The 20709-nt window shown below is 69.3% G+C and carries 16 protein-coding genes and 2 riboswitches; of the genes, 12 read left to right on the plus strand and 4 right to left on the minus strand.

Going from position 1 to position 20709, the window contains the following annotated elements; all coding sequences use genetic code 11:
* The first annotated feature begins 128 nt into the window (after positions 1-128).
* The gene (locus ACG01O_RS20865; RefSeq protein ID WP_394387383.1) at positions 129-1004 is read left to right on the plus strand and encodes a S1C family serine protease; all 876 of its coding nucleotides are present in this window, start codon (positions 129-131) and stop codon (positions 1002-1004) included.
* 33 nt (positions 1005-1037) lie between these two features.
* On the opposite strand, the gene ACG01O_RS20870 is transcribed toward ACG01O_RS20865, so the two are convergent.
* The 4 genes from ACG01O_RS20870 to ACG01O_RS20885 form a co-directional block, all read right to left on the minus strand.
* Positions 1038-1745: an ABC transporter ATP-binding protein gene (locus ACG01O_RS20870; protein WP_394387384.1), complete on the minus strand. Its 708-nt coding sequence runs from the start codon at positions 1743-1745 to the stop codon at positions 1038-1040.
* Positions 1746-1861: 116 nt separating this feature from the next.
* Positions 1862-3091, minus strand: a complete 1230-nt coding sequence (locus ACG01O_RS20875; protein ID WP_394387385.1) for an ABC transporter permease — start codon at positions 3089-3091, stop codon at positions 1862-1864.
* A complete protein-coding gene (locus tag ACG01O_RS20880) occupies positions 3088-4278 on the minus strand; it encodes an efflux RND transporter periplasmic adaptor subunit (protein ID WP_394387386.1) in 1191 nt (396 codons plus the stop codon). Before ACG01O_RS20880 ends, ACG01O_RS20875 begins: the two co-directional genes overlap by 4 nt.
* Entirely contained in the window at positions 4278-4874 is a 597-nt protein-coding gene (locus ACG01O_RS20885; RefSeq protein ID WP_394387387.1) for an NAD(P)H-dependent oxidoreductase, read from the minus strand. Before ACG01O_RS20885 ends, ACG01O_RS20880 begins: the two co-directional genes overlap by 1 nt.
* Before the next feature lie 150 nt (positions 4875-5024).
* Between ACG01O_RS20885 and ACG01O_RS20890 the strand changes: the two genes are divergently transcribed.
* The 11 genes from ACG01O_RS20890 (at position 5025) to ACG01O_RS20940 (ending at position 20706) form a co-directional block, all read left to right on the plus strand.
* Positions 5025-5894: a lysophospholipid acyltransferase family protein gene (locus ACG01O_RS20890; RefSeq protein ID WP_394387388.1), complete on the plus strand. Its 870-nt coding sequence runs from the start codon at positions 5025-5027 to the stop codon at positions 5892-5894.
* Positions 5895-5911: 17 nt separating this feature from the next.
* Entirely contained in the window at positions 5912-6811 is a 900-nt protein-coding gene (locus ACG01O_RS20895) for an aspartyl/asparaginyl beta-hydroxylase domain-containing protein (protein ID WP_394387547.1), read from the plus strand.
* Between the two features lie 100 nt (positions 6812-6911).
* The gene (locus ACG01O_RS20900; RefSeq protein ID WP_394387389.1) at positions 6912-10208 is read left to right on the plus strand and encodes an amidohydrolase family protein; all 3297 of its coding nucleotides are present in this window, start codon (positions 6912-6914) and stop codon (positions 10206-10208) included.
* A 72-nt stretch (positions 10209-10280) separates the two neighbouring features.
* Positions 10281-11543: an MFS transporter gene (locus ACG01O_RS20905; RefSeq protein ID WP_394387548.1), complete on the plus strand. Its 1263-nt coding sequence runs from the start codon at positions 10281-10283 to the stop codon at positions 11541-11543.
* 2 nt (positions 11544-11545) lie between these two features.
* A riboswitch (glycine riboswitch) is annotated at positions 11546-11652 on the plus strand.
* Between the two features lie 32 nt (positions 11653-11684).
* Positions 11685-11799, plus strand: a riboswitch (glycine riboswitch).
* A 27-nt stretch (positions 11800-11826) separates the two neighbouring features.
* A complete protein-coding gene (gene gcvT / locus ACG01O_RS20910) occupies positions 11827-12939 on the plus strand; it encodes a glycine cleavage system aminomethyltransferase GcvT (protein ID WP_394387390.1) in 1113 nt (370 codons plus the stop codon).
* Between the two features lie 19 nt (positions 12940-12958).
* Entirely contained in the window at positions 12959-13333 is a 375-nt protein-coding gene (gene gcvH / locus ACG01O_RS20915; protein ID WP_394387391.1) for a glycine cleavage system protein GcvH, read from the plus strand.
* Between the two features lie 27 nt (positions 13334-13360).
* Positions 13361-16243, plus strand: coding sequence for an aminomethyl-transferring glycine dehydrogenase (gene gcvP / locus ACG01O_RS20920; RefSeq protein WP_394387392.1), 2883 nt, complete (start codon positions 13361-13363; stop codon positions 16241-16243).
* 13 nt (positions 16244-16256) lie between these two features.
* Positions 16257-16640, plus strand: a complete 384-nt coding sequence (locus ACG01O_RS20925) for a hypothetical protein (protein ID WP_394387394.1) — start codon at positions 16257-16259, stop codon at positions 16638-16640.
* A 24-nt stretch (positions 16641-16664) separates the two neighbouring features.
* On the plus strand, positions 16665-18053 hold the full coding sequence (locus ACG01O_RS20930; RefSeq protein ID WP_394387395.1) for an L-serine ammonia-lyase: 1389 nt from the start codon (positions 16665-16667) through the stop codon (positions 18051-18053).
* A 15-nt stretch (positions 18054-18068) separates the two neighbouring features.
* Positions 18069-18875, plus strand: coding sequence for an NRDE family protein (locus tag ACG01O_RS20935; RefSeq protein WP_394387396.1), 807 nt, complete (start codon positions 18069-18071; stop codon positions 18873-18875).
* Positions 18876-19080: 205 nt separating this feature from the next.
* Positions 19081-20706 carry a hypothetical protein gene (locus tag ACG01O_RS20940; RefSeq protein ID WP_394387397.1) on the plus strand — a complete coding sequence of 542 codons (1626 nt, stop codon included), beginning with the start codon at positions 19081-19083 and terminating at the stop codon, positions 20704-20706.
* Positions 20707-20709: the final 3 nt, after the last annotated feature.

Consider the following 20709-nt stretch of genomic DNA (forward strand, 5'->3'; position numbering starts at 1 on the left):
GGGTGCACCGGGCCCGCCAATCGGCCCACCGCTGGGTCTTGAGTTGGGCCGTCTGCGCCGGGCTGGTCATTGGTCCCGCACCGAGCGCCGTTGCGGCAACCCCAGCGCCCCGGGCCGCGGCGCACAGCTTGGCTGACGCCTTCCAACGCGGCGCGGCGTGGAGCGTGGGGCTGTACATCTATGCCGCAGGTGAAGACGAACCTCGCGTCGGCGCCGGCTTTTTCCTGGACGCACAAGGCCGCATCGCCACGGCGGCGCACGTGCTGGCGGACGCCCAACAGATCATCGCCGCCCTGCCCGACCGGCGACTTGTGGCCGCCACCGTGGAGGGGCAGGACGCCACCACCGACATCGCCGTGCTCCGCATCACGCCGGCACCCGGCGTGCAGCCGGTGTTCGCAGCGCCCGGCAGTGTGCGCGTGGGCGACTGGGTGCTGGCCGTGGGCGAGCCTTTCGGCCTGGAGCGATCGGCGTCGGCCGGCATCGTCAGCGGCAAAGACCGCCACTTTGGGGACGACGGCGAGCTGATGTTCATCCAGAGCGATGTCGCGCTGAACCCGGGCAACTCGGGCGGCCCGCTGCTGGACGCCACCGGCGCCATCGTCGGCATGAATGCCCGCACCATCGTCGGGCCGGCCGGCACGCCGGGCGCCAGCCTCGCCATTGCCATCGACCTCGTGCAGCAAATCGCCGACGAGATTCAGCGCGACGGCAGCGCCAGCGCCCGCCCGCGCTTGGGCGCCCTGTTTGATGACGTGCCCCCACTGGCCGCCTGGCAAGCGGGTCGCCGCGACGCGAGCGGCGCCCTGGTGCTCTCGGTGCCCAAGGGCAGCTTGGCCGAGCGCTTGCAGCTCAAGGCGGGTGACGTGATCACGGCCATGAACGGCCGACCAGTGGGCTCAGCCGCCGACCTGGTGACTGCGCTGCTGGCCTGGCGCGCCGTGCACGGCACGCGCATTCAGGTGCAACGCGGCACCCAGGCCCACACGCTGGCGTTGGACTGAGCCGAGCGCCGCTCGGCAACCCATCGAGGCACGTCACCCGGCCACAGCCGCCTGCGGGTTCACCAAGCCATCCACCACCTCCAGCGTGCGGTCGCAGCGCGCGGCCAGCGCCGGGTTGTGCGTCACGAACAGCACGGCCGTGCCCTGCTCGCGGTTCACATCGCGCAAGAGGCCGAACACCACTTCAGCGGACCGCGTGTCCAGATTGCCCGTGGGCTCGTCGGCCAGCAGCACGGCCGGCCGCATGGCCAGCGCGCGGGCCACGGCCACACGCTGTTGTTCGCCGCCGCTCAGGTGCGTGGCCAGGTTGTCGCAGCGGTGGTTCAACCCCACGCGCCCCAGCAATTCCAGCGCCCGCTCTCGCATGGCGCGCGTCGGGAAGCCCGCATCCCCCAGCATGGGCATCATCACGTTCTCCAGCGCCGTGAAGGCGCCGATCAGGTGGTGGTACTGGAAGACAAAGCCAATGCTGCGGCCTCGCAGGTGCGTGAGGGCGGCGTCGTCCATGTGCGTGGTGTCCTGCCCGCACACGGCCAGCGTGCCGGCGGTCGGACGGTCCAGCAGGCCGATGAGGTTGAGCAGCGTGCTCTTGCCGGAGCCCGACGGGCCCACCACCGCACAAAACTCGCCGCGGCGCAGTTGCAGGTCGATGCCGTGCAGCACCTCCACCTCGCTGGGCAAGCCCGGGTTGAAGGCTTTGCGCACGCCTTGCAGGCGCACCACCACGTCATCACCGGCCATGCCAGTTCCTTGCTGTGAAGGGCCGCCCGCCGACAGGCCGTGAGCCGCCCGAACTCGCTGCGCGTACAGATGCCGCCCGCACTGCATCGGCCAACGCGGCTGATAAATCTCTGACCTCAGCCACGAATCGCCACCACCGGGTCCAGCCGGGCCGCGCGCAGCGCCGGCGCCATGGCCGCCAGCACGCCGGTCACCGTGGCCAGCGCCAGCGCGATCACAAACAGCGGCAACTCCAGCGTCACCGGCACCAGAGGCAGGCCATCCGGCCCGCGAGCCAGCTCGCGCCACAGCACCAGGGCCAGCGCACCCACGGCCGAGCCCGCCATGGAGCCTGCCAGCCCGAGCAAGCCGCCCTGCAGCAGAAACAGCCGCAGGATGCGCTGCCGCGTGACGCCCATGGCCCGCAGGATGCCGATCTCCCGCGAACGCTGCACCACCGACACGAACAGCACGCTGGCAATGCCAAACGCCACCGACAAGCCCACGAAGAACCGAATCGCCGTGTTCGCACTCACCTGCGCTTGCACCGCGCTGAAGAACTGCGCGTTCGTCTGGATCCAGCTGTCGGCCTGCACGCCGGTGCGGGCCGTGATGCGGTGGGCTACGGTGTCGGCGGCGTAGATGTCGCGCACCGTCACGTCCAGGCTCGACACGCCGCCCTGCAGCCCCAGCAAGCTTTGCGCCGTATGCAGGGCCACGTAGGTGGTGCGCTGGTTGGCGCCTTTGTTGCCCAGGTCGAACACGCCGCTGACGGTGAACACCATGTCGGCGCCGGTGCTGGCCGTCACGCGCAGCTTGTCGCCCACGGCCAGACCCAAATCCGAGGCGAGCTCGGTGCCAATCAGGATGTCGCTCGCGTTCAGGCGCGTGCTGCCTTGCACCAGCTTGTCTGCCAGCGAAACGATGCGGAAGTACAGCGCCGGCTCGATGCCCGCAATCGTGATGGCCCGGCTGGCTTCGCCCCGCACCACCAGCGCCGACCCCGCGGCCGTGGGCGACACCGTCACCACCTCGGGCATGGCGCGAATCTGCGCGGCCACGGCCTGCCACTGGTCGATGGATTTCAGCCGCTGCAGCGGCGCCTGCACCGTGGCGGCCGACACCTCACCCGCCACGATGGGGCGCAGAGGGCGAACCACGTCTTTGGGGGGCAGCAGCTGGATGTGGGCTTGCGCCGTCAGCACCCGGCGGATGAAGTTGGCCTGCAATCCGCTGAGCAGGGCCGACATGAACACGATGACCGCCACGCCGATGGCCACGCCACCGATGATGAACACGGTCTGCCAGCGGCCGTCGCGCAGCAGCCGCGACGCAACGATCCACTCGAACGGCTGCCAGGTTTTCATGGGCCGGCGTGCGGCCCCAGTCGCGCGCCTTCGCGCACGCCGCTGGGGGCCAGTTCGTCGCCGGCCTTCAGGCCGTCCATCACCTCCACGCGCCCGCCGCCGCGCAGGCCCAGCGTGACCGCCTGGCGCTGGGCACGGCCGTCCACCCGTTTCAGCACCCAGGGCTGCGAGGTGTCAGCGTCGTGCACCCAGTCCAGCGGCACGGCCAGCACGCGGTTGCGGCGCGCCACTTCCACGTCCACCGACACGGTCATGTTCTGCCGCAGGTAGGCCGGCGGCTGGGCCACCTGCAGCTTCACTTCCACGGAGCCCCGCTGGGCGTCCACCCCGGGGCTGATGTAGACGACCTCGGCGGCAAATCGCTGGTCAGCAAAGGCATCGGCCGAGGCCAGGGCGCGCTGGCCGGCTGCCAGCAGACCCAGGTTCTTTTCATCGAACTGCACCACCAACTGCGTTTCACCGGTGGGCGACAGCACCATCAAGGTTTTGCCGGGCTGCACCACATCGCCGGGCTCCACATCGCGGCTAATCAACACGCCAGCCACCGGCGCGGTCACGGTGGCGTGCTGCAAGCGCGCGCGGGCGGCTTCGGCATTGGCCTGCGCCTGGGCCAGGGTGGTCAGCGCCACGGCCTCATCACTGCCGCCGGCCAAGGTGGTGTCCAGTTGCTGGCGGGCAGCGGCCACCTGGGCGTCGGCCAACTCGGCGGCGCGCCGCGCTTCGTCCAGCGCCGCCTGGCCCACATAGCCCTGGCGAAACAGTTCTTCCTGGCGGCGTTGCTGGGCGCGCGTGGTCTCCAGCGTGGCCTGAGCCTGGCGCAGGGCTTGGGCAGCCACAGGGCGCTGCACCTCCTGCAACTGCCGCACGCGGGCCTGCGCCTGGGCCACGGCGCCTTCAGCCGCGCGCAGGCTGGCCCGCAACTCGCGGTCGTCCAGCTCGATCAACACAGCCCCAGCGGCCACCGTCTGCCCTTCGGCCACCGGCACGCGGGCCACCGTGCCCACCAGGGTCGAGCCCACATCCACCCGATGCGGCGCCTCCACCCGCCCTGTGGCCACCACGGTGCGCACCAGGTCTTGCGGCGTCACAGCCACCGCCGGCACCGCCCCGCCCCACCAGCGCGGCAGCACGAGGTAAGCCACCACGCCCAACACCGCCACCGCGGCACTCAGGTAGGCCCGCCGCATCACTGCGCCTGCCCGCCGAGCTTGCGCAGGCGCGCCTGCCACTGCGCCACGCCCGGCGCGCCGAGCCGGTCCACCAGCCCGATCAAGGTCTCACGCACCGGTGCGAAACCCACAAACCCCAGGATGTTGCGCTCCAGCGACCGCACGCTGTGCGCCCGGAAGTACCAGCGGTACAGCAGCGCTGGCATGCCCATGGTGACCACCACACGCGCCGAGCGGCCAGCCAGCAGCTTGGTGCCCATGGCCTCACTGCCCGCGCGGGGCACGGCAAACCCGGGCCGCGCCACCTGTTCCAAAAACGCCTTCAGCAGCGCCGGCATGTCGCCCAGCCACAGCGGGAAGAACAGCACAACATGCTCCGCCCAGGTCAGGTCGGCTTGCACGGGCAGCAAATCCGCCGGCACCGGGCCGGTCTCCCACTCGTGCTGGCTGCGCAGCAGCGGGAAGTCCAGCCGGGCCACCTCCACCGTGCGCACCGTGTGGCCGGCGGCCACGGCGCCCTCGGCATAAGCCTGGGCCAGCGCATGGCACAGGTGAGGTGTCGAGGCGTCCGGGTGGCCCTGCAGGATCAGGATGCGTCGAGGCGAATTCGTCATGCCTGCAGCGTAGGCAGGCCGCACGCCGGGTGCCTTGCTCTGGATCAATCGTGCTGCACCGCCGCAAATGCCGGCAAGCCACTACGATGCCGCCCCTGGAAACGCAAGGACGTTGGGCATGTTGTTACAAATTTCCGTGGGGGCGCACCGGTGGGATTGAAGCTCTTGGTGGGGGTGGTCTGGCTGCTGAGTTGGCTGCCATTTCGGGTGATTTCAGGGCTGGGCTGGGTGCTCGGCAGCCTGATCTACGCCCTGCCCACTTCTCGCCGGCACATCGGCGAGGTCAACCTGCGCCTGTGCCTGCCCGACATGCCCGCCCCGGAGCGCCGCCGGCTGCTGCGCCGGCACTTCGTGGCCATGGTGCAGATGCTGCTGGAGTACGGCTACGGCTGGTTCGCGTCGCAAGAACGGCTCAAGCGCCTGATGCGCATCGAGGGGCTGGAACACCTGCGCGCGCTGGACGGCCACAACGTCATTTTGATGATGCCGCACTTCACCGGGCTGGACCTGGCCGGCCTGCGTGTGTCGCTGGAGACGCCGCTGGTCAGCATCTACTCGGTGCAGAAAGACCCGTGGCTGGACGCCTTCTTCCGCGCCAAGCGCCTGCGCTTTGGCACCGGCATCATCTTTGCGCGCCAGCAAGGCACCCGCCCCACGCTGCGGGCGCTGAAGGACGGCTACCGGCTGTACTACCTGCCCGATCAAGACTTCGGCCACCGCGACTCGGTGTTCGTGCCCTTCTTCGGTGTGCCGGCCGCCACCATCGGCGGGCTGTCGCGCATGGCAGCCGTCACCAAGGCGGTGGTGCTGCCCTGCTACCCCCGGCGCGAGGCCGACGGCTACACGCTGGTGATCGAGCCGCCGCTGGACAACTTCCCCACCCAGGACCTCGTGGCCGATGCCACCCGCATGAACGCGGTGATCGAAGCTCAGGCCCGTCGACAATTGCACCAGTACTTCTGGCTGCACAAGCGCTTCAAGTCGCGCCCGCCCGGCGAGGCTGATTTCTACGCTCGATGACCCACGACATTCCCTACATCAAGATCGCCATCGTGGCGGTCTTCGTTGCCAGCACGGTCTACGTGCACTTCCGCGGCCGGGTGCGCCTACGCTTCTTCCGCCAGTTGATGGACCACTCCACCTTCATGGCGCCCATCAACTGCTTCATGTACCTGTTCTCGCGGCTGCCGGCCAAGCCTTACCTGCCGGTGTCGGGGTTCCCGGAACTGCAGTTGCTGCAAGACCACTGGCAGGACATCCGCGCCGAAGCCTTCAAACTGGCCGAGGCCGGTGAGATCAAGAAGAGCGACAAGTACAACGACGCCGGCTTCAACAGCTTCTTCAAAACGGGCTGGACGCGCTTTCACCTCAAGTGGTACGGCGACGCCCACCCCTCGGCCCGCCAGCTCTGCCCGGTGACGACCGAGCTGCTGCAGCGCATTCCCACCGTGAAGGCGGCGATGTTTGCCGCCCTGCCCCCGGGCGGCCGACTGGTCACCCACCGCGACCCGTTCGCCGGCTCGGTGCGTTATCACCTGGGCTTGGTCACGCCCAACGACGACCGCTGCTACATCTCGGTCGACGGCGAGAAGTACTCCTGGCGCGACGGCCAGGGCGTCATCTTCGACGAGACCTACCTGCACTACGCCGAGAACCAATCGGAGCAGATGCGCATCATCTTGTTCTGCGACGTCGAGCGCCCGCTGAACAACCCGCTGGCCCGCGCGTTCAACCGCTTCATCAGCCACACCCTGATCCGCTCAGCCGCGGCGCCCAACTCGGACTCCGACGCCACCGGCGGCATCAACAAGGCCTTTGCCTACGTGCAGCAGGTGCGCCTGTTCGGCAAGCGCATCAAGGTCAAGAGCCGCCTGGCCTACTACGGCATCCAGTGGGTGGTGTTCGGCGGCTTGCTCGTGTGGTGGCTCTGGCCCTGATGCCACAGCTCCGGCGCCTGGGGCAAACCCGGGCGTGACGAACGGGCGGGCTCCACGCCGTGACTAGCATCGACGGTTTTGGATCTTCCCCACACCGTCCATGCCCCGTCTGCACGCCGCCCTGAACGCCGCCCCCGCCTTGCTGCTGGCCGCCGCGCTGGCCGCGAACGCGCAAGAAGCGCCCAAGCCCGCTTCATCCGCCTCGTCCGCCGCATCCGCCCCCGCTGCCTGGAACGTCAACACGCCGCCCGGCGTGGCCAAGACGATCAACATCGACGTCAAGACCGGCACCTGGATGAGCCTGGACGTCAGCCCCGACGGCAAGACGCTGGTGTTCGACCTGCTGGGCGACCTCTACACCCTGCCCATCGGCGGCGGTGAGGCCAAGCCGCTGACGCACTCCATCGCGTGGGAACACCAGGCCCGCTTCTCGCCGGACGGCAAGCAGATCGCCTTCCTGAGCGATGCCGCCGGCGGCGACAACCTGTGGCTGATGAACGCCGACGGCAGCGGCGCTAAAGCGGTCACCAAGGAAGACTTCCGCCTGCTGAACAACCCGGTCTGGCACCCCAACGGCAAGTACCTGCTGGCCCGCAAGCACTACACCGGCACCCGCAGCGCGGGCTCCGGCGAGATTTGGCTGTTTGCGGCCGATGCCGACGCCGCCAAGAACAAGGGCGTGCAGCTCAACGAAAAGCCCAACTGGCAAAAGGACCTGGGTGAGCCGGCCATCTCGCCGGACGGCAAGTACCTGTACTACAGCCAGGACACGACACCCGGCCGCGTCTTTGAGTACAACAAAGACGGCACCGCCGGCATCTACACCATCTTCCGGCAAGACCTGAGCGACGGCTCGGTGGAGCCCTTCGTGCAAGGCCCCGGCGGCGCGGTGCGCCCCACGCCCTCGCCCGACGGCAAGTACCTCGCCTTCGTGCGCCGTATCCGCAACCAGAGCACGCTCTTCCTGAAGGACCTGGCCACCGGCCGCGAGTTCGCCGCCTGGGGCGGCCTGTCGCGCGACCTGCAGGAGATCTGGGCCATGTGGGGCGTGTACCCCAGCTTTGCCTGGATGCCGGGCAGCAAGGAACTGGTGGTGTGGGCCGAGGGCAAGATCTGGCGCGTGGACCCGTTCAAGGGCAGTGCGGCCGAGATTCCCTTCCACGTGAAGGACACGCGCGAGCTGCGCGAACCCATGCGCTACGCGCAGGAGGTGGCGCCCGAGAAGTTCGCCGTGCGCCAGCTGCGCAGCGTGCAGGCCTCGCCCGATGGCAAGCGCGTCGTGTACTCGGCGCTCGGCTCGCTCTACATCAAAGACCTGCCCAGCGGCGCGCCGAAGCGCCTGACCACGCAGACCGAGGCCTTCGAGTTCGCACCCAGCTGGTCGCGTGACGGCAAGAGCGTCGTCTACGCCACCTGGCGCGACGACACCCAGGGCACCATCCGCCGGCTGGACGTGGCCACCGGCAAGGAAACCGTGCTCATCAAGGAGCCCGGCAAGTACCTGGAGCCGCGCCTGTCGCCCGACGGGAAGCAGGTTGTCTACCGCAAGGTCAAGGGTGGCGCGCTGACCAGCCCCTGGCACAGCCTGGACACGGGCGTCTACGTCGCCGCGGCCGACGGTTCCGGCAAGACCGAGCGCCTCACCAAGGACGGCAGCGGCGCGCAGTTCGGCGCCCGTTCCGACGAACTCTTCTTCACCCGCGTCAGCAGCACCAGCGAGGTCGAGCAGCGCTACGCGCTGTTCCGCGTGAACCTGCATGACCGCAGCGAGACCGAAGTCGCCCGCAGCGACTCGGCCAGCGAGTACAGCGTGTCGCCCGACGGTCAGTGGCTGGGCTTTGTGGAGCGCTTCCACGCCTACGTGACGCCGCTGCCCAACGTGCAGGGCCAATCGGGCAAGGTGTTGACGGTGGGCAGCAAGATGGACGCCCTGCCCGTGCGCCAGCTCGACGTGAACGCCGGCCACGACCTGCACTGGAGCGCCGACAGCCAGCAGCTGCGCTTCTCGCTGGGCGACGAGCTGTTCACCGCCGCTGTAAATGGCAAGGACAAGGCCACCGCGCAGAAGATTGGCTTCCAGCAGGCCAGCGACAAGCCCGCCGGCAAGGTAGCGATCACCGGCGCCCGCATCGTGACGATGAAGGGCGACGAAGTCATCGAAGGCGGCACGATCGTGGTGGACGGCAACCGCATCGTGGCCGTGGGCAAGGATGTGGCCGTACCGGCCGACGCCAAGCGCGTCAACGCCAGCGGCCAAACCATCGTGCCGGGCTTCATCGACGCCCACTGGCACGGCGCCATGGCCGATGGCGGCCTGATCCCACAGCAGAGCTGGGTCAACCTCGCCTCGCTGGCCTTCGGCGTGACCACCTTCCACGATCCGAGCAACCAGAACTGGGCCATCTTCACGCAGGCCGAGATGCAACGCGCCGGCGTGGTGGTGGGCCCGCGCATCTACTCCACAGGCAGCATCCTGTACGGCGCGCGCACGCCGTTCTCGTCCTACGTCAACAACCTGGACGACGCGCTCACCCACCTCAACCGCCAGAAGGCCGAGGGCGCGATCAGCGTCAAGAGCTACCAGCAACCCCGCCGCGACCAGCGCCAGCAGGTGCTGGAGGCTGCACGCCAGACCGGCATGATGGTGGTGCCCGAGGGCGGCGCGCTGTTCCAGAACAACATGACCATGGTGGTGGACGGCCACACCACGGTGGAGCACGCCCTGCCCATCGCCGAGGTGTGGGACGACGTCAAGCAGCTGTGGGGCCAGAACGCCGTGGGCTACACGCCGACGCTGAACGTCGGCTATGGCGGCCTGGACGGCGAGCACTACTGGTACGCCCGCACCGACGTCTGGAAGCACCCGCTGCTGAGCCGCTACGTGCCCAAGGCCGTGCTGGAGCCGCGTTCCATCCGCCGCCTGACGGCGCCCGAGGAGGACTTCAACATCCTGCGCGTGGCCCGCACCGCCACCGAGCTGCAGCGCGCCGGCGTCAACACCATGATCGGCGCCCACGGCCAACGTGAGGGCCTGGGCGCGCACTGGGAGATGTGGATGTTCGTCAAGGGCGGCATGACGCCGATGGAGGCCCTGCGCACCGCCACCATCAACCCTGCGCGCAACTTCGGCATGGACAAGGACCTGGGCTCGCTGGAGCCGGGCAAGCTGGCCGACCTGGTGGTGATCGACGGCAACCCGCTGGCGGACATTCGCCAGACCGATCGCATCCGCTTCGTGATGCAGAACGGCCGCCTGTTCGAAGCCGCCACCATGAACCAGGTCGCGCCGGTGGCTAAGGCCCGCAAGCCGCTGTTCTTCGAAGGCGCGGGGGCGGCTGGCATGCCGATCGACACCGAGGCATTGGAAGCCGCGCACGGCCACGGCAACGGCGACTGACCCTGCGCCGGCACGGCCAGCAGGGGCTGCCTACACTGGCGCCCCTGCCCCCCGGCCCCCTTTGTGTTCTGAATTCCCTTGTCTGAATCTGCTTCAGCCGCGCCCGCGTCCGCCGGTGCCAGCGTCTACCGCCACGCCGGCTTCACCCAGTTCCTGATCGCCCGCCTGCTGGGCGTGCTGGCCACGCAAATCCAGGCCGTGGTGGTGGCCTGGCAGGTGTATGACCTGACGCGCGAACCCATCGCGCTGGCCTACGTGGGCCTGGCGCAGTTTCTGCCGATGCTGGCGCTGCTGCTGCCCGCGGGCGACCTGATCGACCGCTACAGCCGCAAGCCCATCCTGATTGCCGCCTGGGCTGTGAACGCCGCCTGTGCCGCGGCCCTGTGGTGGCTGGCGGGCCACGGCCAGGCCGGGGTGAGCAGCATCTATGCCGTGCTGGTGGTGTTCGGCTGCGCCCGGGCGTTCTCGGCGCCGGCCTTGCAAAGCCTGCTGCCGCAGATCGTGCCGCGCGAGCAACTGGCCCAGGCCCTGGCGGCCAACAGCATGTTGCTGCGGGTGGCAAGCATCGGTGGGCCGTTTCTGGGCGGCTTGCTGTACGCGGCCGGTGGCGGCGCGTTGACCTACGGGGTCTGCGCCATCAGCCTGACGCTGGCCACGCTGCTGCTGACCCGTGTGCCCGTGGCCCGCACCGTGCTGCTGGCTGCCCAGGGCACGATCTGGCAGCGCTTCGGCGCGGGCATCCGCTTCATCCGCTCGCGGCCCATCATCCTGGGCACCATCTCGCTGGACCTGTTCGCCGTGCTGCTGGGCGGCGTGGTGGCCCTGCTGCCGGTGTACGCCCATGAAGTGTTGAAAGTCGGCCCCACGGGCTTGGGTGCGCTGCGCAGCGCGATGGCCCTGGGCGAGGTGGTGACGGGCTTTTATCTCGCCGCCCGGCCGTTCGACCGTCACGTGGGTCGCCGCATGTTCTGGGCCGTGGCGGTGTTCGGCGTGGCCAACCTGGTGTTCTCGCTGTCGCACTGGTTCTGGCTGTCACTGGCCGCCCTGGCGGTGGCCGGCGCGGCGGACATGGTCAGCATGTACATCCGCGGCGCGCTGGTGCAGTTCTCCACGCCGGACGACATGCGCGGCCGTGTCAACGCCGTGAACATGCTGTTCATCGGCTCCTCCAACGAGTTGGGCGAGTTTCGCGCCGGCAGTGCGGCGCACGCGCTGGGCGCAGTGCCGGCGGCGGTGAGCGGCGCCCTGTGCACTTTGGCCGTGGTGGGCCTGTGGAGTTGGCGATTCACGAGCATTCGCACCGTGGACCGGTTCGAAGAGGCCTCACCCCGCTAGAATGCGCGCCGTCAGGAGAGCGCCCCGGTGCAGTTGGGGGCCGCCGAAGGCGCAGGGTTGCGGTGATGCCGCGATCCGAACGCTCAGGCAAAAGGACTGACAAGCGTCTTGAGTGGCCGCCTCCGGTGGCCGACACTCTCGACGTTCCTCACTGGAGAGAGGCCGGCCCTGGAGTCGGTCCACCGAAGGGGCAAGCTTGGCGCGGACTGCAAACCGCCAGGTCAATCTCTCAGGTACCCCGGACAGCGAGGACATCCAAACCCGAATTCCGTCGGAGCTCTTGATGTCCTCTTTGCTGAAAACCCCGCTTCACGCCCTGCACGTCGAACTCGGCGCCAAGATGGTGCCCTTCGCCGGCTACGACATGCCCGTGCAATACCCCACCGGCGTGATGACCGAGCACAAGCACACCCGGGCCGCCGCCGGCCTGTTCGATGTGTCGCACATGGGCCAGGTGCGCCTGGTGGGCGCCGACGCCGCCGCTGCGCTCGAAACCCTGGTGCCCGTCGACATCGTGGACCTGGGCGTCTTCAAGCAGCGCTACGCCCTGTTCACCAATGACCAAGGCGGCCTGCTGGACGACTTGATGGTGTGCAAGCGCCCGGACGACCTGTTCGTGGTGGTGAACGCCGGCTGCAAGGACCAGGACATTGCCCACATGCAAAAGCACCTGGCCGGCCGCTGCGAGGTCATCCCGGTGCCCGAGCGTGCGCTGCTCGCCCTGCAAGGCCCCGAGGCCGTGACCGTGCTGTCGCGCCTGAACCCCGAGGTCGCCAAGCTCACCTTCATGACCGGCGGCTTCTTCCAGCTCGACGGCATCGACACCTTCCTGACCCGCTCGGGCTACACCGGCGAAGACGGCTACGAAATCTCGGTGCACGAGGACGACGCCGTGGCCCTGGCCCGCAAGCTGCTGGCCCATGCCGAGGTCAAGCCGATCGGTCTCGGCGCTCGCGACTCGCTGCGCCTGGAAGCCGGCCTGTGCCTGTATGGCCACGACATCGACACCACCACCACGCCGGTTGAAGCCAGCATCACCTGGGCCATTCAGAAAGTGCGCCGCGCCGGTGGCGCACGTGCCGGCGGCTACCCCGGTGCGGCCGTCATCGACGCTCAGTTGACCAACGGCCCGGCACGCAAGCGCGTCGGTCTGGTCGGCAAGGAGCGCATGCCCGTGCGCGAAGGCGCCAAGATCGTCACCGCCGATGGCACCGAAATCGGCGTCGTCACCAGCGGCACGCTGGGTCCCACGGTCAACCAACCGGTGGCCCTGGCCTACGTGGCCACCGCCCACGCCGCCGTGGGCACCGAACTCTTTGCCATCGTGCGCGACAAGCGCACGCCCATGGTCGTGTCTTCCACCCCCTTCACCCCCAACCGCTACTACCGCGGCTAATCCACTCGGAGCCTGAACGATGAGCATCAAGTACACCCCCGACCACGAATGGATCGACGTCCACGGCGACGGCACCGCCACCGTCGGCATCACCGTGCACGCGCAGGACGCCCTGGGTGATGTCGTGTTCGTGGACCTGCCGGAAGTGGGCAAGACCTACGCCGAGAAGGAAGTTGCCGGCGTGGTGGAGTCCGTCAAGGCCGCGGCCGACGTCTACATGCCCGTCGACGGCGAGATCACCGAAGTGAACGAAGCCCTGCGCGACGACCCGTCGCTGGCCAACTCCGACCCGCTGAAGGCAGGCTGGTTCTTCAAGGTCAAGCTGAGCAACCCCGCTCAACTCGACCCGCTGATGGACGCCACCGCCTACGACGCCCTGCTCAAGACGCTCTGATCCACCTCCTGCCGCTGTAGCCCTGCCATGCCGACGCCGCTTTCCATCCTTGAAGACGCCACCGAATTCCACGCCCGCCACATCGGGCCGGATGCGGTCGATGAATCCCTGATGTGTGCCGCCATCGGCGTGGCCAGCCGCACCGCGTTGATCGACGCGGTCGTGCCGCCCGCGATCCGCCGCTCCGCCGGCATGAACCTGCCCGCCCCCGTCACTGAGGCGCAGGCGCTGGCCGAACTCAAGGCCATCGCGGGCAAGAACAAGCTCTACAAGAGCTTCATCGGCCAGGGCTACCACGGCGTGCACACGCCGGGCGTCATCCTGCGCAACATCCTCGAGAACCCCGCCTGGTACACCGCCTACACGCCCTACCAGGCCGAGATCTCGCAGGGCCGGATGGAAGCCATCATCAACTTCCAGACGATGGTGTGCGACCTGACCGGCATGGACATCGCCAACGGCTCCATGCTCGACGAGGCCACCTCGGCCGCTGAGGCTGTGACGCTGGCCAAGCGCTCGGTCAAGAGCAAGAGCAACACGCTGATCGTGGCGGGCGATGTGCACCCGCAAACCATCGAGGTCATCCAGACGCGCTGCAAGCCGCTGGGCCTGACCGTGAAGGTCGGTTTCGCCCCTGAACTGATGAAGGACGGCGACTACTTCGCCGTGGTCTGCCAGTACCCGTCCACCAGCGGCCTCATCCATGACCTGAAGGCCTACGTGGACCAAGCCCACGGCGTGCAAGCGGCCTTCATCGTCTGCGCCGACCTGCTGGCGCTGACGCTGCTGCAAGCCCCGGGCGAATTCGGCGCCGACATCGTGGTGGGCAACACCCAGCGTTTCGGCATGCCGATGGGCGCTGGCGGCCCGCACGCCGCCTTCCTGGCCTGCCGCGATGAGTTCAAGCGCTCCATGCCCGGCCGCCTGGTTGGCGTCAGCAAAGACGCGCAAGGCGCCCCGGCCTACCGCCTGGCCCTGCAAACCCGCGAGCAGCACATCCGCCGCGAGAAGGCCACCTCCAACATCTGCACCGCCCAAGTGCTGCCGGCCGTCGTGGCCAGCATGTACGCCGTGTATCACGGCCCCCAGGGCCTGAAGCGCATCGCCGAGCGCGTGGCGAGCTTCACCGCCATCCTGGCGGATGGTCTGAAGAAACTGGGCCTGAAGGTCGTCACGCCAGCCGCGTTCGACACCATCAGCGTGGAGTGCGATGTGGCCGCCGTGATGGGCCGCGCCCTGGCTGCCGGCGCCAACCTGCGCAAGCTGTCGGACACCGTCGTCAGCGTGGCGCTGGACGAAACCACCACCCGCGCCGATGTGGAAGCTCTGTGGTCGTGGTTTGCCCCGGCCAGCACGCTGAAGGTGGCCGACTACGCCGCCGGCGTGGAAAGCCTGATTCCGGCCGCCCTGCGCCGCACCAGCGCCTACCTCTCGCACCCGGTGTTCAACACCCACCACAGCGAAACCGAGATGCTGCGCTACATCCGCAGCCTGTCGGACAAGGACCTGGCGTTGGACCGCAGCATGATCCCGCTGGGCTCGTGCACCATGAAGCTCAACGCCACGGCCGAGATGATCCCCATCACCTGGCCGGAGTTCGCGGGCGTGCACCCCTTCGCCCCGCAAGACCAACTGGCCGGCTACGCCGAGCTGGACGCGCTGCTGCAGCAGTGGCTGTGCCAGGCCACCGGCTACGCCGGCATCAGCCTGCAACCCAACGCCGGCTCGCAGGGCGAGTACGCCGGCCTGCTGGCCATCAAGGCCTGGCACGAGTCGCGCGGCGACCACCAGCGCACCGTCTGCCTGATCCCTGAAAGCGCCCACGGTACCAACCCCGCCTCGGCCCAGATGTGCGGCATGAGCGTGGTGGTCACCAAGTGCGACAAGGAAGGCAACATCGACCTGGCCGACCTCAAGGCCAAGTGCGAGCAGCACGCTGACAAGCTGGCCGCCATCATGATCACCTACCCCTCCACCTACGGCGTGTTCGACACGCACGTGAAGGAGATCTGTGCGGTGGTCAAGGCCCATGGCGGCCGCGTCTACGTGGACGGCGCCAACATGAACGCGCTCGTCGGCGTGGCAGCACCGGGCGAGTTTGGCGGTGACGTCAGCCACCTGAACCTGCACAAGACCTTCTGCATCCCGCACGGCGGTGGCGGCCCGGGCGTCGGCCCCGTCTGCGTGGTGGAAGACCTCGTGCCCTTCCTGCCGGCGCACCGCACGGCCGGCATCGGCAAAGACAGCAACATCGGTGCTGTGTCCGCCGCCCCACTGGGTAACGCGGCCGTGCTGCCCATCTCGTGGATGTACATCCGCATGATGGGTGCCGAGGGCCTCAAGAAGGCCACCGAAGTGGCCATCCTGTCGGCCAACTACATCTCGGCGCGCCTGTCGGAGCACTACGACATCCACTTCAGCGGCGGCATTGCCGGCGTGAAGGGTGGCGGCGTGGCCCACGAGTGCATCCTGGACCTGCGCCCGCTGAAGGACAGCTCCGGCATCAGCGCCGAAGACGTGGCCAAGCGCCTGATCGACTACGGCTTCCACGCCCCGACGCTCTCCTTCCCGGTCGCCGGCACGCTGATGGTCGAGCCCACCGAGAGCGAAAGCCGCGCGGAACTGGACCGCTTCATCGACGCGATGATCCAGATCCGCCACGAGATCGCCGACGTCGAGGCCGGCAAGATGAGCCGCGAGGACAACCCGCTCGTGAACGCGCCGCACACCGCCCTGGTGGTCAGCGCTTCGGAGTGGACCCACGGCTACAGCCGCGAAGCCGCCGCCTTCCCGCTGCCCTCGCTGCGCCGCCAGAAGTACTGGTCGCCGGTGGGCCGCGTGGACAACGTCTATGGCGACCGCAACTTGTTCTGCTCCTGCGTGCCGCTGTCGGAATACGAAGAAGCTTGAGTAGCGCTGACTGATGGGCTTGGGTTCGCTCTTTGCCATCGGGGCAGGCATTGGCGCCTGCCTCCTGGCCTGGTTTTTCTACGGCTTTCAGTACAGCGGCTTTCAGTCGGTTCGATTGCTGTTCCTGGTCTCAGTGTTTCCAGCTTGGTTGGCAGGCAATCGCGCCGATCGGTACAGCAAAGAGGCTCAGGCCCTGTTCAAGCGAATGGGAAAGCGCGTACCCAAAGAATTCCGCCTTGTCTCCGAGGCACTCTCGTCAGGCGCAGCCTGGGCGCGACCCGGCCTGCTGCAGGACTATCAGAGGTGGCAACGAATCCTCGTTCTTCTAGCAGGAATCGCCTTTGCTGGAGTCCCCGGCGCGTTTGTCATCGGTATCGGCGTCTTGCAACGCAGTTGAACTGTTTGGAAAGCGATAGTCGTCATGGCCGTCTCCGTCTTCGACCTCTTCAAGATCGGCATCGGCCCGAGCAGCTCGCACACCGTGGGCCCGATGCGGGCTGCACGGCTGTTCGGCCTGCGTCTGCAGCACGACGGGCTGCTCGACAAAACCGCCCGCGTGCAGGTCATCCTGTACGGCTCGTTGGGCGCCACCGGCAAGGGCCACGGCAGTGACAAGGCGGTGCTGCTGGGCCTGGCCGGGCATGAGCCCGACACCGTGGACGTCGAAGCGATTCCTGCGTTGCTCGATGCGATCCGCGCCGGAGACCTCAACCTCGTCGGCCAGAAGTCCATCGGCTTCGACGAGGCGAAAGACCTGGTCTTCAAGCGCCGTGAAAGCCTGCCCTTCCACGCCAACGGCATGCGCTGCCTGGCCTTCGATGCCGACGGCAACGAACTCGCCAACCGTGTGTACTACTCGGTGGGCGGCGGCTTCATCGTCAGCGACGAGGTGGCGGCGGACGGCAGCAAGCAGAAGGTCATCGCGCCGGACACCACCGTCCTGCCCTACCCGTTCAAGACCGGCGACGAATTGCTGGCGCTGACCCGCAAGTTCGGCCTGTCCATCGCCGAGGTCATGCGCCGCAACGAGGGTCACTGGCGGCCCGAGGCCGAAACGCGCGCCGGCCTGCTGAAGATCTGGAACGTGATGCAGGCCTGCGTGCAACGCGGCTGCAAGACCGAAGGCATCCTGCCCGGCGGCTTCAAGGTCAAGCGCCGCGCGTCCAGCCTCTACGGCAGCCTGACGGCCAACCCCGAACAGGCCCTGCGCGACCCGCTGCAGGTGATGGACTGGGTGAACCTCTACGCGCTGGCCGTGAATGAGGAAAACGCCGCCGGTGGCCGCGTCGTCACGGCGCCCACCAACGGCGCGGCGGGCATCGTGCCGGCGGTGCTGCACTACTACGCCCGCTTCGTGCACGGCGCGACGGAAGACGGCGTCATCGACTTCCTGCTCACTGCTGCGGCCATCGGCATCCTCTACAAGGAAAACGCGTCCATCAGCGGCGCCGAGGTCGGCTGCCAGGGCGAGGTGGGTGTGGCCTGCTCGATGGCCGCCGGCGCCCTGTGTGCCGTCATGGGCGGCACGCCCGAGCAAGTGGAAAACGCCGCCGAGATCGGCATGGAGCACCACTTGGGCCTGACCTGCGACCCGGTCGGCGGCCTGGTGCAAATTCCGTGCATCGAGCGCAACGCGATTGCCTCCGTCAAAGCCATCAACGCCGCCCGCATGGCGTTGCGCGGCGACGGCACGCACTTTGTGAGCCTGGACAAGGTCATCAAGACCATGCGCGACACCGGCGCCGACATGATGACCAAGTACAAGGAAACCGCCCGCGGCGGCTTGGCGGTGAACATCGTCGAGTGCTGATCCGGCAGCGCTGACATGTGCCTGGCCGCCTTCGCGATCCACGCGCACCCGCGCTTCCCGGTCGTCATCGCGGCCAACCGCGACGAGTTCTTTGCCCGGCCGGCCGCGCCGCTGGACTGGTGGGCCGACGCCCCCGATGTGCTGGCCGGCCGTGACCTGCACGCCGGCGGCACCTGGTTCGGCCTTCACCGCAACGGCCGCCTCGGCCTGTTGACCAATGTGCGCGAGCCCCACCTGCAGCGGCCCGACGCCCCTTCCCGCGGCGCATTGATCACGCAGTGGCTGGCCAGCACCGAATCAGCCGAGGCCTTTGCCGCTGGCCTGCCTGCCGGCCCCCAGGGCTACAACGGCTTCAACCTCATCACTGCAGATCTGCGCCACGGAGATTGGCACTGGGTCAGCAACCGCAGCGCCCAGCCCCAGCGCCTGGCGGCGGGCGTGCATGGCCTGTCCAACGCTGCCCTCAACACGCCCTGGCCCAAGACCCGGGGGCTGACGGCTGCGCTCCACCGCGCCCTCGCCACCGCGCCCGATGTCGACGCCCTGATCGCCCAATTGATGGACGACCTGGCCGACGCCACGCCCGTGCCCGATGCTGAACTGCCCGACACCGGCGTGGGCTTGGAGCGCGAACGCGCGCTGGCCCCGCGATTCGTGCGCATGCCGCAGCTCCCGCCACCCGCGCTCGCGGTCTACGGCACCCGCTGCTCGACGGTCCTGGTGCTGTTGGACGACGGTCAGTTGCACCTTCACGAGCGCACCCTGGCCGCCGATGGCCGCGAGCAGGCCACCCGCCGCATCCGCCTGACGGGCTGGCCGTGACGGGCTGGCCGTGACGGGCGGCTCAGTGCAGCGGTTCTCCCTGACGCAGGCCCAGAAGCCCACGCCAAGCCACGCCGCCTCGCGTACGGGAATGGCCGGCGGCCCCGCAGGCGCCTCGTCTGTAGGGACACAGGAAACGCCACCGCGTTGAACCTTCACGCTCGGCACCCGGCAGCGACACAGGCTCGGGCCACAATCGGCCGCCGTGTCTGCCCTGACCCTCCACCGCCGCAACGCGCCGGACCCCAAGCTCCTGCAGCGCTGCCTGCTGCTGGCCGGGCTGTTGCACGTGTGGCTGGTGCTGGTGTTTGGCAACGCCACCGGCACCGCCGCGCCGGGCCAGGGCGTGTGGGGCAGCCTGACCGTGAAGCTGCTGGGCCGCATCGGCAGCGACAGCAACGCCCCGCCCGGTGACCCCAGCCCCGCGCTGGAACACAACGGCGCGCCCGGCGACGGCGCCCAGACCCGCCAGGGCGGCCAGGTTCGCAATGAACCCGCACCGCCGGGCCCGCCGGGCGCCGCCACCCTGGGCCGCTGGAACCCGCAACCGGTGCCGGCCGAAGCCGCCACCACCGACGAGCTCTCGCCGCAGCCGGCAGAGCCGCAGCCCGCCCCGCCACCGGTGCCCTCGCCGCCCACCCGCACGCTGACTGCACCAGAGCGCAGCCCGGCCCTGCAACGCGAAACCGTGCCCGTCCCGGCCGCCCGCCCGGAGGCCGACGCGCCGCTGCCCACCGCCCTGCCGGCTGACCTGCCCAGTGCCGTGCAACGCCTGGAAGCCCGCAGCGACACGCCACGCGCCGCCCTGCCGGCCCCGGCCACGCTGCGGCCCACGCCCCGGCCTTCCGACACGTTCGCCCTGCCGCCCGACCTGACCTTGCCCGCGCCGGTGGCCCGTCTGGACGCCACGCCCGCCGACCGGCGCGACCTCGCCCTGCCGCGCCCGGCGGACCTGCGCCCCGCCCCCCGCGCCGCCGTCACGCCACCGCCCAGCACCGAACTGCCGGCAGCGGTGAACCGCCTGGACGCCCCCGCCACCCCGGCCCGCGCCGCCGCGCTGCCCAAGCCGGCCGACTTGCGCGCCGCGGCGCCGGCCCCGGCCACGCCCGCCCCCACGCCCACCGACCTGCCCGCGCCGGTGCAGCGGCTGGAAGCCCCGAGCACGGACACCCGCCCCGTGCCCGCCCTGCCCCGCGCCAGCGCCAACCTGCGTGCGGCCACGCCGGCAGCCCCGGTGGAGCTGCCCAGCGCGCGCGACCTGCCGGCCCCGGTGCAGCGGCTGGAAGCGGCGGACGCGGGCGCCGCCGCGGTGACGCGCCTGCCGGCGCCCAACGCGGTCTCGCCCACGGCGGCCCCGAGCGCCGCGGCGGCGGCCGTGCCGGAACTCAGCCGCAACCTGCCCGGTGCCGTGACGGCGCCCTCGGCAGCTGCAGCCCCTGCGGCCGCAGCCGGACCGGCGCAGGGCGATCCACAAGCCGCGCTTCGCGGCGAGGTGCCCGCGTCGGGCAGCACGGCCAGCCGGGCGTCGGCCGGGTCGCCCGATGCCGGCTCCCAACTCGGGCCCGACCTGGCCGTGCCGCCCTCGGCGTCCGCCAGCGCGCCACGTGCGCCACTGAACCTGTCACTGCCCCGGGGCAGCGCCATCGCGGCCCGGCGTGGGCCGGGCTTGATGGAACTGCTGCCCCAGCCGCCCGAGCGCAAGTCCAAGCTCGAACAAAGCCTGGAGAACGCCGCCAACCCCGATTGCCGCAAGGCCTACGCCGAGGCGGGCTTGCTCGCCGCCCTGCCGCTGGCGCTGGACGCCGCGCGCGGCAAGGGCTGCAAGTGGTGAGTT

The organism is Pelomonas baiyunensis (assembly GCF_043555935.1).
In the GTDB taxonomy this organism is placed as follows: Bacteria; Pseudomonadota; Gammaproteobacteria; order Burkholderiales; family Burkholderiaceae_C; genus Pelomonas; species Pelomonas baiyunensis.